This is a genomic window from Nonomuraea africana (genome assembly GCF_014873535.1).
In the GTDB taxonomy this organism is placed as follows: Bacteria; Actinomycetota; Actinomycetes; order Streptosporangiales; family Streptosporangiaceae; genus Nonomuraea; species Nonomuraea africana.
The window spans coordinates 3008891-3025191 of the sequence record NZ_JADBEF010000001.1 but is presented as its reverse complement, the minus strand read 5'-3'; the positions used below and the strand labels follow the sequence as shown (position 1 = coordinate 3025191).

At 70.8% G+C, this 16301-nt stretch carries 16 protein-coding genes and 1 pseudogene; 13 read left to right on the top strand and 4 right to left on the bottom strand.

Features of this window, described 5'->3' with window-relative positions; translation table 11 throughout:
• Nucleotides 1–2: 2 nt before the first annotated feature.
• From H4W81_RS14305 to H4W81_RS14295, 3 genes are all read left to right on the top strand, one after another.
• The gene (locus H4W81_RS14305; protein WP_192775255.1) at nt 3–392 is read left to right on the top strand and encodes a hypothetical protein; all 390 of its coding nucleotides are present in this window, start codon (nt 3–5) and stop codon (nt 390–392) included.
• A gap of 226 nt (nt 393–618) precedes the next feature.
• Nucleotides 619–1347 carry a hypothetical protein gene (locus tag H4W81_RS14300; RefSeq protein WP_192775254.1) on the top strand — a complete coding sequence of 243 codons (729 nt, stop codon included), beginning with the start codon at nt 619–621 and terminating at the stop codon, nt 1345–1347.
• A gap of 110 nt (nt 1348–1457) precedes the next feature.
• Nucleotides 1458–1682: a hypothetical protein gene (locus H4W81_RS14295; RefSeq protein WP_192775253.1), complete on the top strand. Its 225-nt coding sequence runs from the start codon at nt 1458–1460 to the stop codon at nt 1680–1682.
• 558 nt (nt 1683–2240) lie between these two features.
• On the opposite strand, the pseudogene H4W81_RS14290 reads toward H4W81_RS14295, so the two are convergent.
• Together H4W81_RS14290 and H4W81_RS14285 are read right to left on the bottom strand one after the other, a co-directional pair.
• A pseudogene (locus H4W81_RS14290) lies at nt 2241–2324 on the bottom strand (IS5/IS1182 family transposase); the annotation flags it as partial.
• Between the two features lie 670 nt (nt 2325–2994).
• Nucleotides 2995–3924, bottom strand: coding sequence for a carbohydrate kinase family protein (locus H4W81_RS14285; protein WP_192775252.1), 930 nt, complete (start codon nt 3922–3924; stop codon nt 2995–2997).
• Between the two features lie 153 nt (nt 3925–4077).
• On the opposite strand from H4W81_RS14285, the gene H4W81_RS14280 reads away from it, so the two are divergent.
• From H4W81_RS14280 to H4W81_RS14260, 5 genes are all read left to right on the top strand, one after another.
• Nucleotides 4078–5061 carry a sugar ABC transporter substrate-binding protein gene (locus tag H4W81_RS14280; protein WP_183645219.1) on the top strand — a complete coding sequence of 328 codons (984 nt, stop codon included), beginning with the start codon at nt 4078–4080 and terminating at the stop codon, nt 5059–5061.
• A 1-nt stretch (nt 5062) separates the two neighbouring features.
• Nucleotides 5063–6028, top strand: a complete 966-nt coding sequence (locus tag H4W81_RS14275; RefSeq protein ID WP_192775251.1) for an ABC transporter permease — start codon at nt 5063–5065, stop codon at nt 6026–6028.
• Complete coding sequence (locus H4W81_RS14270) at nt 6025–6837, top strand: ATP-binding cassette domain-containing protein (RefSeq protein WP_192775250.1); 813 nt, start codon at nt 6025–6027, stop codon at nt 6835–6837. The genes H4W81_RS14275 and H4W81_RS14270 overlap by 4 nt, the downstream gene beginning before the upstream one ends.
• A 35-nt stretch (nt 6838–6872) precedes the next feature.
• Nucleotides 6873–7889: a LacI family DNA-binding transcriptional regulator gene (locus tag H4W81_RS14265; protein WP_192775249.1), complete on the top strand. Its 1017-nt coding sequence runs from the start codon at nt 6873–6875 to the stop codon at nt 7887–7889.
• A 214-nt stretch (nt 7890–8103) separates the two neighbouring features.
• Entirely contained in the window at nt 8104–8379 is a 276-nt protein-coding gene (locus H4W81_RS14260; protein WP_192775248.1) for a hypothetical protein, read from the top strand.
• Between the two features lie 720 nt (nt 8380–9099).
• On the opposite strand, the gene H4W81_RS14255 is transcribed toward H4W81_RS14260, so the two are convergent.
• Nucleotides 9100–9846 carry a class I SAM-dependent methyltransferase gene (locus H4W81_RS14255; protein WP_225958619.1) on the bottom strand — a complete coding sequence of 249 codons (747 nt, stop codon included), beginning with the start codon at nt 9844–9846 and terminating at the stop codon, nt 9100–9102.
• A 258-nt stretch (nt 9847–10104) separates the two neighbouring features.
• Here H4W81_RS14255 and H4W81_RS14250 point away from each other — a divergent pair, with 258 nt between their 5' ends.
• The 5 genes from H4W81_RS14250 to H4W81_RS14230 all read left to right on the top strand — a co-directional run bounded on the left by H4W81_RS14250 (nt 10105) and on the right by H4W81_RS14230 (nt 12547).
• Entirely contained in the window at nt 10105–10317 is a 213-nt protein-coding gene (locus H4W81_RS14250; RefSeq protein ID WP_192775246.1) for a ribbon-helix-helix domain-containing protein, read from the top strand.
• Between the two features lie 11 nt (nt 10318–10328).
• Nucleotides 10329–10772, top strand: a complete 444-nt coding sequence (locus tag H4W81_RS14245) for a hypothetical protein (RefSeq protein ID WP_192775245.1) — start codon at nt 10329–10331, stop codon at nt 10770–10772.
• A 236-nt stretch (nt 10773–11008) separates the two neighbouring features.
• On the top strand, nt 11009–11203 hold the full coding sequence (locus H4W81_RS14240; protein WP_192775244.1) for a hypothetical protein: 195 nt from the start codon (nt 11009–11011) through the stop codon (nt 11201–11203).
• Nucleotides 11200–11628 (top strand): SDR family oxidoreductase, encoded by a 429-nt coding sequence (locus H4W81_RS14235; RefSeq protein WP_318782502.1) that lies wholly within the window; start codon nt 11200–11202, stop codon nt 11626–11628. The genes H4W81_RS14240 and H4W81_RS14235 overlap by 4 nt, the downstream gene beginning before the upstream one ends.
• An 85-nt stretch (nt 11629–11713) precedes the next feature.
• Nucleotides 11714–12547, top strand: coding sequence for a citryl-CoA lyase (locus tag H4W81_RS14230; protein WP_192775243.1), 834 nt, complete (start codon nt 11714–11716; stop codon nt 12545–12547).
• 15 nt (nt 12548–12562) lie between these two features.
• Here H4W81_RS14230 and H4W81_RS14225 read toward each other — a convergent pair whose 3' ends face one another.
• Nucleotides 12563–16237, bottom strand: a complete 3675-nt coding sequence (locus H4W81_RS14225; protein WP_192775242.1) for an nSTAND1 domain-containing NTPase — start codon at nt 16235–16237, stop codon at nt 12563–12565.
• Between the last annotated feature and the right edge of the window lie 64 nt (nt 16238–16301).

Sequence of the window (16301 nt, the reverse complement as noted above, 5' to 3'; positions counted from 1 at the left end):
GGGTGGGTGACTATCGGGAGTCGGTCGCGCGCTGGATCCGGCAGCTCACCATTGTCTTCGACACGTCCCTTACCGCGCAGGAGCAGGCCCGGATGATCGGCGAGGTGAACGGGCCCGTCAAGTTCACCATCCAGCTTCCCTCCTACCGCTGGCCCTGGCAGCGGGCCGTCGCCCGGCAGGTGATGGACGCCACCGGCAAAGCGAGCATGGCGGCGTTGAACGAGCACCTCAACCCCGCCATGGAGACAACCCGCTATCTGCTGGAGCGGCTGAGCGAGGCCACCGGCCGACCACGCGAGGATCTGATGCAGGAGATGGCCATCGTGCTGGACGCAGCGATCGCCGCCGTCGAGGACCCTCCCATCGTCGAGGGCCCGACCGGTGGCAGGTGAAGAGGGAGAGTACGCACCGGCAGCTCAGGACGATGCCGGCTTCTCCGATCTCGGCGCCCTGTTCTCCCGCCACGTCCCCGCCGCGGGTCCCCACAGTGAGTGCGGCAACACTCGGTCGACGTCGGCGTCTCACCCACAACACCGCCGACACCCGCGACCGGTCCCGCAACTCCGCCGGCTACACCGCCAGAACCACATACACCCGACTACGCCAGGGAGAGCCGACGTGAGCTTCACGCACCCGGACCTGAACCTCACCGATCCCACGAAGGGGTACGCCCACTTCGTTCTGTACACCGAAGCCCGGATCGGCGTTGCGGGTGCCGCGTGGAACGCCACGGTGTCCATCGAGCGGCAATCCCCGTACGCCCGGGAGTGGCTGGACCGGCTGGTGCGGTGCGAGCCGAACCCGCTGCACACCACACTCGTGGACAACCAGGCGATCCCCAAGCTGTTCCACCCGTGCGTGGACGACGACAAGAACAGCCCCTCGGCCGTGGAAGGCTCGGGCTGTATCTGCCATCGGACCTGGTACGACCCAGAGTTCGGCCTGCCCGTCGTCGGCGAGCACTACCGGACCGTCGGCGGAGACACCGACCGCTGGACCTACACCACCTACGCACCCCTGGACCTGCGCCCCCGCGATGCCTTCGCCTACCTGGTCATCGATCGGACCAGCGGCCTGTTCTGGATTCGCACCACCGCCGGGACGCTGTCGCTCCTGCCGGAACACCACTCCTGCGGCTACGACGTCGGCCGGACCGGGGGAGGGCCCTGCGCCTTCGCCGAGTACCTGCACAAACTGGTCGCCTCCGACGGTGCCGACACCGCCATCGGAGGCCTGCCGCACGGGCAGAGCGCCGATCCGCAGATCCTGGCGTGGGTGACGAGCACGGACGCCAAGCGCACCCAGGAGCTGACGATGGAGGACCTGAAGACCATCCAGCGCGGCTAACCCCTGCCCAGGCGCCACCCTCTGTGGCAGGGACCCACACCCGTCGGCGGTGCTGCCTTCTGGTGGTGCGGGTGACGATGATGCCGACAGCGATCGCTACGACTGCGGCGATGGAGCCGGCGTGGCTTACCTTCGAGCTGGGTTGCCGCATCGTGGCGCCGGTGCCGCCGTCTCGGCCGCAGGCCAGGAGGAGTTGGGGGCCGCGCACGCCGAGAGCCGCCGCCTGGCTGATCGGCTGGAGCAGGCCGACCAGCGGCTGGACGAGGCCAGGGCGGGCCGCCGAAGAGGTCCGCGCCGAGATGCGCGCGGTGCGTGGCGAACTCGCGGCGGATTGAGCCGCCTGGCTATTCGTGGCAGCCGGTGTCGGTCTAGCAGGTCGGAAAGGCTCAGGGGTGCGGGCGCGAGGCCGCCAGCAGGCCTGGAACGCGAAACCGCGCCAGCCTCGCTACAACCGGCACCGCTGCTCGATGAATGGGCCTACGCCCAGCCCTACGCCTCACTCAGAGATCGAACGCCGCCAAGCCCGCCCCACTGGTCGCTCGGCCGACCAGCTGCCGAAACGATCAGCCCAAGCGCGCTGTCCCCCTACGGTTGTTTCCAGGCGCCGTCCGGCAGGAGCCTGCGGCCCGGCGCTGTAACAGCCCCCGGCGCAGCACCATCCGCCACCCTCGGACGGCGTCTTCGCCCGGGAGTCGGCACATGTGCTCGACTACGAGCTCGTCGATCTGGCCGCCGTCGGCGACGAGCCCTGGACCGTCATGAGCAAGAGCGTCTGCCAGCTCGCCAGGAAGCATCGGCTCGCCACGAGTGAGCCGTCACGAGCACATCGAAGGTGTCCATGATGCGGTTGTACGTCGCTGCACCGATAAAACCCCCGGGCAGCGCGGTTGCCATGACGCGCCAAAGATCGGTGGCAGCTGGCGCCAGGTGCAGCCGGTGGAGGCAACGAAGATGATCGGGGCCAGGATCAGGCGGTCATCGGCCCCCGCCAGCGTGCTGGCCGCTGGCGACTTTCGTATGCGTGCTAGAGAAGATTGCCGGATGTCAGCTGTCCATGACGGAGCCGAGCGACGAGAACAGCCTCGTCCTCCTCGGCCTGCGCCAGGGCAGGACGACGGCCGTGAGCTGGCCCCCCTGGTCGGACGGCGGGATGCGGATCCGCCGCAGATCGGGAGCACGCAGCGGGCCATGGGAGTGACGCCGATCGACCTCGACACGGCGATCGGGACGTTGGCGGCGTGCATGGGGTTCCCGGGGGGCAACCGCTACCTCGGCCAGACTCGCGCCGGCCGAGGTAGCGGCGCGGTTGCGGGACGCCCCGGCGGTCGACCTGGACACGCCTGCTGTCACCAGCGTTCCGGCAAAGCTACGGCGACTTCACCGCGCTGGAGATCGTGGCCACATCGGGCCGCTGTCGAGGCCAAGCCGTGGCACGTCGCGGCGCTCGACCCCGCGACGGGGACGCTGACGGCGCTACGGCGCGGTCAGGTCCTGGTCGCGGTGACGGTGAACGGGGTCAAGAAGGAGGCCACGGTCGCCACCGCGTCCAGAGCCGCCGCCTGCCCCTCGCACCTCGGAGCGCCCGCCTCCCCACCGGGAGGCGGGCGCCTTCGCGTCGCCATGGCTGGCCGAGGGCGGGAGCGTGGGTCAGGGCCTGGGCTGGGAGATGAGCTGGTCGGCCCAGGGTGGGTCGGCGCCCGCCACCGCGCAGGTCAGCGCCGCCACCGTGGCCCCGAAGGCGGCGGCCTCGGCGGCCGAGGCGAGGTCCAGCCCGTCCAGCCGCCCGCCCAGCAGGCCCCTGGACTCGAGCCGGTGCAGCAGCCCCGCCGTGAAGGAGTCTCCCGCGCCGATCGTGTCCACCACCTCCACCGGCTCCGCCGGCACCGTCACCACGGCCCCGTCCATCGAGACCAGCGCCCCCGCGGCCCCCATCGTCACCACGATCAGCCGCGTCCCCGCCGCGTGCCAGAGCTCGCACGCCCTGACCATCGAGACGTCCGGCATCAGGAACGCCAGGTCGTCGGCGCTGAGCTTCAGGATGTCGGCCAGCGCGCACCACTGCGGCATCCGCGACAGGTAGTCCTCTCGCGAGGCCAGGCTGGGCCGTACGTTGGGATCGATGGAGACGGTCGCCTCGGCCCGCCCCGCGAACTCGGCCACCGCGCCGGCTCCGGGCTCCCTGACCAGTGCCAGCGACCCCGTGTGCAGGCACGACGCGCCGCCGAGCCGGTCAGCCGACAGCTCGGCGGCGCTCCATCCCCAGTCGGCCGTGCCCTCGGCGTGGAAGGAGTAGCGGGCCTGCCCCTCGGCATCCAGGGTGGCGACGGCCAGCGTGCTCGGCTCGCGGGCCCGCACGCACGCCGACAGGTCGACCCCGGAGGCGGCCATGCGCTCGCGGAACAGCTCGCCGAACACGTCGTCCGACAGGCGCCCGAGGAATCTGGCGGGGGTGCCGAGGCGGGCCAGGGCGACCGCGGTGTTGCTGGGCCCGCCGCCTGGCAGTACCCGCATCGCCAGCTCGCCCGGGCGCCTGTCGGCGAAGGCGTCGGCGACGCACTCACCAAGGACGGCGATCATCTGCCTGCCTTTCCGCTGTTGCCGTTTTGTTACGGGCCTAGGGCATTGACGTTTCCCGAAACGGAGTTCATCATCGCAGCACAGCGGATGTCAACGTTGACATATGTCAACGATGACACCGGGTCTGTCCAGCTCATGTGAGGAACACCCGCCATGAAACGACTCATCGCAGGCCTCGGGGCCGCAGCGCTTATGGCCGCCGGATGCGGCGGCGGCACCCCGTCCGGCTCAGGTTCGGACACCGTCAAGGTCGGCCTCATCACGAAAACAGAGACCAACCCGTTCTTCGTGAAGATGAAGGAGGGCGCGACCGCCGCCGCCAAGGCGCAGGGCGCCGAGCTCATGAGCGCGGCGGGCAAGTTCGACGGCGACAACGCCAGCCAGATCACCGCCATCGAGAACATGGTCGCCGCGGGAGTGAAGGGCATCCTGATCACGCCGAGCGACACCAAGGCCATCGTGCCCGCCATCAAGAAGGCCAGGGACGCGGGCGTGCTGGTGATCGCCCTGGACACCCCGACGGAACCGCAGGACGCCACCGACGCGCTGTTCGCGACCGACAACTTCAAGGCGGGCGAGCTGATCGGCCAGTACGCCAAGGCCGCGATGGCCGGCAAGCCCGCCAAGATCGCCACCCTGGACCTGGCTCCCGGCATCACCGTCGGCAAGCTCCGTCACGACGGCTTCCTCAAGGGCTTCGGCGTCGCCGAGGGCGACCCGTCGATCGTGTGCTCGCAGGACACGCAGGGCGACCAGTCCAAGGGCCAGACCGCCATGGAGAACTGCCTGCAGAAGGCGCCCGACATCAACCTCGTCTACACCATCAACGAGCCGGCCGCCCTCGGCGCCCACACCGCGCTGAAGGCCAAGGGCATCGACAAGGACGTGCTCGTGGTCTCCGTCGACGGCGGCTGCACGGGCACCAAGGCCGTCAAGAGCGGCCAGATCGCCGCCACCTCCCAGCAGTACCCGCTGAAGATGGCGGAGAGCGGCGTCAAGGCCGTCACCGACTTCGCCAAGGGCGGCAAGAAGGCCACCGGGTACACCGACACCGGGGTCACGCTCATCACCGACAAGCCCGTCGCAGGAGTGGCCGCCAAGGACACCGCCTTCGGCCTGGCCAACTGCTGGGGCTGACATGGCCGTCATCGAAGCGACCCTGCCGCGCAGGATCCTGACCACGCCGACGGCCGGCCCGCTGGCCGCGCTGGTGATCGCCTGCGCATTCTTCTCCCTGAACAGCCCGCAGTTCCTGACCGGCGGCAACTTCTCCCTCATCATCCAGCAGGTCATGGTCGTCGGCACGCTCGCGATCGGCCAGACGCTGATCATCCTCACGGGCGGCATCGACCTGTCGAACGGCGCGATCATGGCCTTCGGCGGCATCGTGATGGCCAAGCTGGCCCTGTCCATGCCGCCACTGCTCGCGATCGCCGCCGGCCTGGCGGTGTGCGCCCTGTTCGGTCTGGTCAACGGGATGCTGGTGACGCGGATCTCGCTGCCGCCGTTCATCGTCACGCTGGGCATGCTGAACGTGGTCTTCGCCCTCACTCACATCTACTCCCAGGACCAGACGGTCACGGGCCTGCCCGACGAGCTGACCTTCCTCGGCCAGACCTTCCAGCTCGGCGGCACCCGCGTCACCTACGGCTCCGTGCTCACGATCGCGCTCTTCCTGCTGTTCGCCTACCTGCTCGGCCAGACCGCGTGGGGCAGGCACGTCTACGCCCTCGGCAACAGCCCCGAGGTCGCCAGGCTCACCGGCATCCGCACCTCGCGGCTGACTGTCGGCGTCTACACCCTGGCCGGCCTGGTGTACGGCATCGCCGCCCTCCTGCTGGTCTCCCGCACCGGCGTGGGCGACCCGCAGGCGGGCCAGACCGACAACCTCGACAGCATCACCGCCGTCGTCCTCGGCGGAACGAGCCTGTTCGGCGGTCGCGGCCTGGTCATGGGCACGCTCATCGGCGCGCTCATCGTGGGCGTGTTCCGCAACGGCCTGCAGCTGATGGGCGTCCCGTCGATCTACCAGACGCTCATCACCGGCATCCTGGTGATCCTCGCGGTCACCGTCGACCAGCTCTCCCGCAGGAGGACCCGATGACCACGCCAGTTCTCCAGGCGCGGGGCCTGGTCAAGCGCTACGGACACGTCACCGCCCTCGACGGCGCCGACTTCGACCTGCTGCCCGGCGAGGTGCTCGCCGTCATCGGCGACAACGGCGCCGGCAAGACCACCCTGATCAAGGCGCTGACCGGCGCCATCCAGCCCGACTCGGGCGAGATCCTGCTCGACGGGAAACGGGTGCGCTTCGGCGACCCGCTGGAGGCGCGCAGGGCCGGGATCGAGACGGTCTACCAGGACCTGGCGATCGCCGCCTCGCTCGACATCGCCACCAACATGTTCCTCGGCAGGGAACTGCGCAAGCCCGGACTGCTCGGCAAGGTGTTCAGGATGCTGGACAAGCACCGCATGCGGGCGGAGTCCGCCGAGCACATGGCCGCGCTGAAGATCGGGCTGCGCTCGCTCGCCGTACCCGTGGAGTCGCTGTCGGGCGGGCAGCGGCAGGGCGTCGCGGTCGCCAGGGCGGTGGCGTGGGCCTCCCACGTGGTCGTCATGGACGAGCCCACGGCCGCGCTCGGGGTGAAGGAGTCCGGGCAGGTGCTCGACCTGATCCGCAGGGTCCGCGACCGCGGCCTGCCCGTGGTGCTGATCAGCCACAACATGCCGCACGTCTTCGAGATCGCCGACCGGATCCACGTCCAGCGGCTGGGCCGCAGGGTCGCGCAGATCAAGCCGGGCGACCACAGCATGGCCGAGGTGGTGGCGATCATGACGGGCGCCATGGACGTGGCGGACGGCAAGGCCGTCATCGCCGACAAGGGGGCCGCGGAGGCGATCGGCCTTTCGTGATCCCGTTACCCTGTTCCCGACAACGGGGAGGTTCGATGGCGAGCGCGCGGCGCCCGACGATGACCGACGTCGCCCGTGAGGTCGGCGTCACCGCCAAGACCGTCTCCAGGGTCCTCAACGAGGAGGGCCCCGTCGCCCCCGAGACCAGGGCGCGCGTCATGGAGGTCGTGCGCAGGCTCGGCTACCAACCCAACCTGATGGCCCGCAACATGCGGGTCGGCGCGAGGGACGCGGCGATCGGCCTGGTCATCCCCGACATGGGCAATCCCTTCTTCGGCACCGTCGCGGGCGGCATCGAGAGCGCGGTGCGCGAGCGCGGCCTGACCGTGATCGTGGGCTCCTCCAGCGAGACGAAGGAGCTCGAACGCTCCCTGGTCGCCACGTTCCTCGCGCGCAGGGTGAGCGCGCTGCTCGTGGTGCCGTCGGCCACGGGCGACCACCGCTACCTGCGCGCCGAACGTGAGGCCGGGCTGCCCATCGTCTTCCTCGACCGGCCCGCGATGGGGCTGGCGGCCGACTGCGTGGTCAGCTCCAATCGGGAGGGGGCGCGCGAGGGCACCGCGCACCTCATCGCGCACGGCCATCGCCGGATCGGCTTCATCGGAGACCTGCCCGCGACGCTCTACACCAGGCGCGAACGATTCCAGGGCTATCGAGACGCGCTGGCGCAGGCGGGCCTGCCGTTCGACAAGGGACTGGTGGAGACCGGCCACTCCGCCGAGGCCGCCGCCGCGGCGGCCGAGCGGCTGCTGGCGCTGCCGGACCCGCCGACCGCGCTGTTCGCCGCCAACAACTTCGCCGCGACGGGCGCGGTGGTCGGGCTGGCCAAGGCGGGACGCAAGGACGTGGCCCTCGTCGGGTACGACGACCTGCCGCTGGCCGAGGTCCTCGACCCGCCGCTGACCGTGGTCGCCCAGGACCCGGCGGGGATCGGCGCGGCGGCGGCGGCGCTGGTGCTGTCCCGTCTGGACGGCGACCGATCGCGCATAACGAAGACGCTGGTGCCGACCCGGCTGATCCCCCGAGGCTCGGGCGAACTCCGGCCGCGCTGAGTCTCCGCATCCGGCACGGCGGCGTTGTGTCCTCCCATCCTGTACGGCACGCCCCACCCGGCCGCCACCCCGGGCGCGGGGCCGGGCTCTGTCCAGGGATACGCGTCACCGAGCGCGCGTGGCCGGCCGCCCCAACGGAAGGCGATCGGCCTAGAGTCGTTCAGGGGGTGGGCGGCTGCCTGAAGATCCACACGCAGGCCTGGTCGATCACCACGTGCACGGCGCGACCGCGAGGGACCTGACGCGCGCCGAGTTCGAGGAGCTGATCACCGAGTCCGACCGCCCCGTGCCCGCGTGGACGAGCACCTTCGACACCCAGCTCGGCCACGCCATCCTGCGCCACTGCGCGTCCGTGCTCGGCCTCGACCCGCACCCCCACCCCGACGTCTACCTCGCCCGCCGCGCCGAGCCGCGGCGCGGCTTCCGGACGTGTTCGCTGCCGAACGCATGGAGAGCGATCTGCGCCTCCATCTCCATAGAGGCACGTTGAGCCGGGAGCCTCCACGGCGAGAGGAGGGAGCCGAACGCGACATCGAGGGCGAGGTGCGTGGGTAGAGCTGAACAAAGCCGCGCAGTCCTGACCCCGCCAGGCGGAACCAGACGGGCGTCCTGTTGGTTCACCGTGACGACGTCGATCGCATTTCCGGCCAGGACGACGCTGGACAGATCGACAATATCGTCGCCAAGGCGCCGCCCTTCGGCACGTCGACAGTCGCGATGTGGGTGGGGCACATCGGCACCGCCACCGACCCTGAGCTGATTCCTCCGCTCCTGCGTGGGCGGCGCCGCCGGGCAAGACCTGGGTAACCTTCCGCCCCGACCTGGCCGCCGCCCGCAGGAGAGCCTGCGGGCGGCCGGTCGACGGAGAGGTGATCACCTCTCCGTCCGAAGGGCAGCCCGAGGCTGGGAATCGCCGCCGGTGACGGCAGAGCGTGCAGGGGGTGTGCCAGCATGAGACCACGCCCCGCCGGAGGCACCTTTCCTTCTCCTGGCGGGGCGGCTCACGAACTGATCGCCCGGCTCATGCGAAGCCGGTCAGCGCACCCGCCAGGTCACAAACCGAGGCGGACTTGGGGCCCACATAGGAGCCGGTGCCGGGCGAGTCATGACGTTGATGGGTGACCAGGAAGGACTGTGACTGAGCGTTTCAGTTGGCGGGAATCGCCCACTGAAACGCTCAGTCAGCGCAGCTGATCGTGACGAGGGGCCGTTAGTCGGCTTCTAGAACGAAGAACAGGAAGCACAGGAACCTCGTGCCGCTGATCTCGCGGAACTCCTCGGGGAACAGTTCGCGGGCTTCCGGCACAAACGGCGGTTCGCTGATGACGCTGATGCGAAAGCCAGCCGCGGTGAAGGCCTCGGTCATCGCGTGCAGCGGCCGGCCCCAGAAGCTCATCTGGGCGGTCTGCCCACCCATGGTCCATTCTTCGGTCCGGTTACGGGTCTCGAAGTACTTGGGCTTTTCCCCGGCCATGTGACGCATGAGGGGGATCACGAAGGGATGATCGACCGAGACGAGGAGTCGGCCGCCAGGTCTCAGCACGCGTCGCAGCTCGGCCAGTGTCGGTCCCCAGTCTTCCAGGTAGTGCAGCACCAGGGACGCGATGACGTCGTCGAATGCGTCGTCGAGGAAGGGCAGCGGGCTGGCCAGGTCGGCGACCCGCAGATCTGCATCGTCGCCCAGCCGCCGTCGGGCCATCGCCAGCATCCCGGCACTCGCATCGATGCCGGTCACGATGGCGCCTCGATCGCGCAGCTCGGCGAACAGGGGACCCGAGCCGCAGCCGGCGTCGAGGATCCGTCGGCCGGTCACGTCCCCGGCGAGCTCCAGCATCGCGGGCCGCTCGTAGTAGGCGTTCAGGAGGCTAGTCTCGTTCTCGGCTGTGTACCCCTCGGCGATCCTGTCGTAGTCATTGAATCGGGATGAAGATGCGACCTCAACACGCTTCTCGGGCATAGCAGACATCAGGCCATTGTGGCCCATCAGTCACGAGCGTCACAGGCGTACAGCCTGGTTGCCGGATTGAGCGTTTCGATTGGCGAGCTCACCCTCGGCGACTCAGAAGTTGCACCGACTCCGCCAACCCATCTGCACATCCGCCAACTCAAGCGCTAATCCGCCAACTGAAGCGCTAAGTCGCAAGGACATCGCCCCGATGAGAGTTCCAGCATCATCAGCAGTATGACGATCGGCTCGCTGAGCTACCCTGAAAGTATGACTCAACGGATCACGGTGTCGCTCCCGGACGATCTTGCAGCTCGCGCGAAGGCCACGGGCAACGCCTCGGCCTACGTAGCCGAGGCCCTGCGGAACCAGAGCCGCCTCGAGCGGGACATGGACATTCTCGCCGAGCTCTGGGGAGAAGGCTGGGACGCCGGCATCTCCGACAGCGACCGTGAGCGGGCCTCGCACCTGCACGGCAGGTAGATCGAAGCCGCGTGAGCCCCGATGACGCCCCCGGTCTGAGCGGACACGTCCTCGATCTCTCCGCGCTCACCCACCTGGCAGCCGGCGAGTCGCTGTACGGCCGTGAAGTGGTCCGCCAGGCGGCGGTGTACGGCGTCACTCTGCTCGTCCCCGTCCTGGCGGCCCAGTATCTGGCCGCCTACCACGCAGGCAAGGGCAGCGCCCTGCTGAACCTGTCGATCATCCTGATCGCCCCATTCGACTCTGTGCACCTGGCCGTCACCACCCCGTTCACCGAGACGCTGGACCGCAACGCCCGCCGCTTGTCCACGGACTTGACCGAGCGCGAGCGTGTGCTCACCGTGCTGGTGGCCGCGCACGCCATCCACCTTTCCCAAAGTCGTGGATGGCGGCTGCTGACAGCAACGCCCTCGCTGTATGAGGGCATCGACGTGCGCACCGAGATCCTGCCCTGACCCCTGCCTAACCCCTGCCCGTTGGGCAGGGCGACGCCCCCGCTCGCCGCCCGCGCGGCCTCACCTCGGGCGGCCACCGCCGACGCGCTGGCCGCCCGCGACATGCCGAGGCCGCCGAACAGGCCCGCCGCACCGCCGAACGCGACGCCCGCGCGGCACAGCGCCAAGCCGAAGAACGCGAGGACCGCGCCCACGCCGACCCTGAGCGCGTCCAGCGCGAGGCCGAGCAGCGGGTCGTGGCCGACGAGCGGCGCCGGGTCACGGCGGAAAGCACCCCGCACGCCGAGGAGGTTCGCGACCGCCAGGCCGACGAGCTGCGCCGGCTGCGCGCCGACCTGACCCGGGCCGCCGCCCGGGTCGACGAGCTCACCGCCGTCCTGGTGGCCCGCAAGGAAGAGCTGGCCACGCCCAGACCGAAAACCGCCGCCTGACCAACCGGCTGGAGCAGAGCGACCACCGCCTGGCCGCCCAAGGCTCAGGCTCGATCGTCAATGTCACCTCCATGTCGTCCAGGAAGGGCTACGCCGGCCGGTCCGACTTCGCCGTCGGCAAGGCCGGCGCGCACCTGCTCTCCCACTGCCTCGCCGACGAGCTCGGCCCCTCCGGCATACGGGTCAACTGCGTGGCGCCCGGCTGGATCGCCAGCGAGGTGCTCGACGAATGGATGCGCACCAGGGCGGCGGCCGAGGGCGTGCCGTTCGAGGAGATCCGCGACCGCGACGTGCGGGCCATGGCCCTGCGCCGCATCGCCACCGAGGAGGAGGTCTCGCGCGCGATCATCTTCCTCGCCTCCGACCAGGCCAGGGCCATCACCGGCGCCACCATCGACGTGAACTCCGGCCGGCTGTTCACCTGACCGGCGACCTGGTTACCGTGGAGGGTGACGGCACCCCCGGCGTCGCCATACACCTGCCGCCGGCCGGAGAGGAGCACGATCCCGGATGAGCCGCTACCGCACGTCCATCGGAAGCTCGGACGAGAACACGATCACACTGCTGGGCCACGACCTGTCCGGGGAGCTGATGGGCCGGGTCGGATTCGGCGAGCTGGTCTTCTGGCTGGTGGCCATGCGCCGGCCGACGCCCGGCGAGCTGCGGCTGTTCGAGGCGGTGCTGATGGCGCTCGCCGACCACGGCTTCACGCCCGCGGCCATCACGGCCAGGCTCACCCTGACCAGCGCCCCCGAGTCCTACCAGGGCGCGCTCTCGGCGGGGCTGCTCGGCGGCGGCTCGCGCTTCCGCGGCGCGGCCGAAGACTGCGCGCGGTTCCTCTCCCACGCCCTCGCGGAGGGCCTGGACGCACCTGAGGCCGTGGCCGCCCGCAGGCACATCCCCGGGCTCGGCCATCCGGTGCACACGAACGGCGACCCGCGAACGCCGGTGATCTACCAGATCGCCCGCGAAGAAGGCCTGTACGGCAAGCACATGCGCTTCCTCGAGGAGGTCGCCGCATGCCGTCCCGACGAGTCGATCAACGGCGCGGGAGCATGCGGCGCTGCCCTCGCCGACCTGGGCTTCCCCGTCGAGGTCATGCGCGGCTTCGCCCTGCTCGCCTGTACGGCGGGCCTGCTCGGCCACCTGGCCGAGGAGCAGCGCCGCCCGATCGGCCCGGACATCTACCGCGACATCGAACAGTCCGCGGACTACCTGGATCCGGAAGAACAGGTTGAGGTACCGGTCGGCCACGGCGAAGGCGCCGCGCACGGTGCCGGCGTTGCTCCTGCCGAACGTGGTGGGCACCATGCTCCCCGCGTCGAACTCGATGACCGCGGGTAGTGCGGGCCGTTCGTCTCAGCTGGGGTTCGGGCAGGGTGGCTGGAACGGGACGTCAGCCACATGCTTCCGCCATTCCGCCTCGGTGATCGCGTCCCCGGACTCCCGGCAGATCCTGGCCGCGATCCGCGCCGGATCCACCTCCCACAGCCGCACATCGCCTCCGGCGCTGACCAGCGTACTCCCGTCCGCGCTGAAGGCCAGGTCCGTGTAACTCTCCCCCGGGCTGTTGACGGCGATGTGGCCACGCGGGCGCGCCGGGTCCGTGATGTCCCAGAGCCACAGCTGGCCCGCCCCGGTCCCCACCGCCAGGACTTTGTCGCGCGGGTCGAAGGCCACGGCGAAGATCCTGCCGTCGGGCCCGGTCAGCGGCGGGCCCACGAGAACGGGCCGGGCCGGGTCGGTCACCTGCCACAGCCTGATGGTTCCCGAGGCGTTGCCCGCCGCGAGCATCGTGCCACCGTGGCTGAAGGTCACCGACCGGACGTCGTCTCCCATCCCTGTCATGAGCGTCGCGCCGCGTACCGGTCGGGCCCGGTCGCGCACGTCCCACAGGGCCACCACGCCACCCTGCGTCGCCGTGGCCAGCCTGCCCCCGTCCGGGCTGAACGCCACGGCGAAGACCTGCCCGGAGTCCGGGCTGAGCGTGCCGAGCGCCCGCAACGTGCGCGCGTCCCACAGGTGCACCGTGCCGTCATCGCTGCCGGCCACCAGCAGCCTGCCGTCCGGGCTGAACGCGACACTCTGGATGAGCGCGGTCGGCCCGAGCAGGGATGCGCGGCGAACCGGCCGCCGCGGATCGGTGATGTCCCACACGAGCACGGCGTTGCCGAGGCGGGTGCTGCCTGCCAGCGTGCGCCCGTCCGGGCTGACGGCGACCGTGCTGCCCATCCTGTCGTACGGCGGAGGCGCGGTCAGCGGCGGGCTCACCGGCACGGGCCGGCGTCCGGCCACGTCCCAGAGCCTGATGTCACCCGCGGCGGCGGCCAGCAGGGTGGAGCCCGCGCGGAAGGCCACGTTGTCGATCGGGTGCTCGGTGGCTTCGATCACCGGACCCGGCAGGTCCCACACCCTGGTCACGCCGTCGGCCCCGTTGGTGATGACGAGGCGGTCGCCGTTCCTGAACTGCACGGCGGTCACCGGCTCGGGGTGCGGCAGGGCGCTGACGACCCGCCCGGTGGCCACGTCCCACACCCGGGCGGTGTTGTCCGCGCTCCCGACTCCGAGCAGCCGGCCGTCCGCGCTGAAGGAGACCACGTTGATCCACACGCTGACCTCGGCGACCAGCGGTTGCCCGAACGGCTGCGGCCGGTCGGCGCGGGTCGTGTCCCACAGCCGCACGGAACCGTCGTTGCTGCCGACGGCGACCAGTTTGTCGTGGTAGGCGATGGCGTTCACCCGGCTCGGCAGTGCCAGCGGCGGCCCGGCGCGCCTGACGGCAGTGGGGTCGCTGGTGTCCCACAGCTGTAGCGCGCCGGCCGTGCCGGTGCCGTTGCCCGCGGCCAGCACCCGCCCGTCGGGCCGGAACGCGATAGCGCGGACCGCGCCTTCGGGGCCGGTGAGCGGGGGCCCGAGCGTGGATGTCCGCAGGTCCAGGAGCCGGATCGTGCCGTCGCGGCTGCCGATGGCCAGGGCCTGCCCGCCGGGGCTGAAGTCGAGCGCGTAGACGGTGTCGGCCGGGCCGCTCACCGGGCCGCCCAGCGGCCGCGGGTGCGCGGGGTCGGCGACGTTCCAGAGGCGGACGGTGCGGTCCTTGCCGCCGGTGGCCAGGACGCGGCCGTCCGGGCTGAACGCAACCGCGTAGATGGGGCCGGCGTGGCCGGTGAGCGGGGCGCCGACCCGTGTGGGGCGGCGCGGGTCGGTCAGGTCCCACAGCAGCACGGTGCTGTCGGTGACGGCCGCGCCCGCGGCGGCCAGCAGCCGTCCCGACGGGGAGACGGTCACCGCCTGGAGCGCCCGGCCCGGACGGACCAGCCGGGTGACCGCGGGCGCGCCGGCGACCTCCACGAGTCCGGACCGCGCCTCGAGTGTCGGCGCGATGCGATGGGCGGCCACCGCCAGCTGGGCGGCGAGCACGGGATCGGTGCCCCGCAGCCGTGCCGCCGTCATCGTCATGGTCCTGGAGATCGCCACGTCCCGCGCCTGGTCGGCTTCGACACGTTTCCACTGGGAGTAGGCGGCCAGGCCGCCGGCGAGTACGGCAAGCACGGCCAGCGCCGTCAGCAACTGGTAGAGGTGGCGGTTCCTCCGGCGGTGCTGCTGGACGCTCACGTCGAGAAACCGCTGCTCCAGCGGGTTCAGCTGGGCGCGGTGCGCCGGATCGCCGGCCCATTCCCGCGCCGCCACCAACTGCCCGCCCCGGTAGAGCACGCCGGAGTCGCGTTCGCTGGACTCCCATAATCGGGCGGCCCTGGTGAGCTGCCGGAACACACGCAGCCCAGCCCGGTCCGCGTCGATCCATGACCGCAGCCGTGGCCAGGCGGACAGCAGGGCCTCATGGCTGATCTGCACGGTGTCCGCGTCCACGGTCAGCAGCCGGCGCTCCACGAAGTGGTCGAGCACCGGCTCGACCTCGTCGGCCAGCTCGTCCCGCCTCACTTTGCGCCGGGTGTCGGCGGTGTCGGTGCCGAGGTGGGTCAGCCGCAGGAACAGCTGCCTGGCCAGCTCCTGCTGGTCGGCCGTGAGCTCGGCGTAGACGGACTCGGCGGTGGTGGCCACCGCTGCCTGCAGACCGCCGCTGGCCCGGTAGTGTTCCACGGTCATCCTGCGGCCATGGCAGTTCTCCCAGGTGGCCAGGAGCGTGTGGGACAGCAGCGGGAGCGCGCCCGCCTCGTGCGGGGTGATCTCACGCAGGAGCAGCTCGACCAGGCCGGTGTCGATGTCGACGCGGGCGTGGCGGGCCGGCCCCTCGATGGCCTGCCGCAGCTGGCTTTCCGTCATCGGGCCGACCACGAGCTGGCGGGACTGCAAGGCGCTCGCCAACGCCGGGTAGCGCAACGCGTGCGGGTAGAAGTCCGCCCGCATGCCGACCACGACCGGAGTCGTGCCCGCCAGGTCCGCCAGCTCGCCGACGAACCGCAGCCGGTCGCCGTCCGGCATGTCGGCGGTGAAGATCTCCTCGAACTGGTCGACGATCACCACCCCGTCCGCCGGCTCAGGGAACGGGCGTTCGCCGGGGGTCAGCAGCACCCAGGACGGCAACGCGGGAATCAGCCCGGCGCGTAACAGCGACGACTTGCCCGACCCCGACGGCCCCACCACCATGGTCAGCCCCGGCGACATCTGGTCGACCAGCCGCCGGGTCAGCTCCTGCCGTCCGAAGAACCAGTCGGCGTCCTCCGGTCGGAAACACTCCAGCCCCCGGTAGGGCGGCACATGGTCGTTCGGCCGTGGGCCTGGGGCTCGCCGTACCCGCAGCAGCGCCAGCACCCACCGCTCGCGCGCTTCCGGTTCCGTGACGCCGCACGTGATGAGGACCTTCTCGTACTGATCGGTTTGCGAGGCGAGCGGCACGTTCGCCCCGCGGAACCACCCGCCGAGCGTGCCGTACGGCATGTCGACGGCCTTGCCCAGCTCCCTGATCGTCTTCCGGGCCGTGTTGCGCAGCAGCGTCAGCTCGCGGGCCAGATCCTCACGAGTGACGACCCGGTCAGGGTCGGGCCGGGCGACGTCCTGATCTGAACCATCGGTCATGCCACCCTCCGTGGAGCTGGCGCAACATCGCCCCAAGTGTGACGGACTCATGAATCCTGTGCGA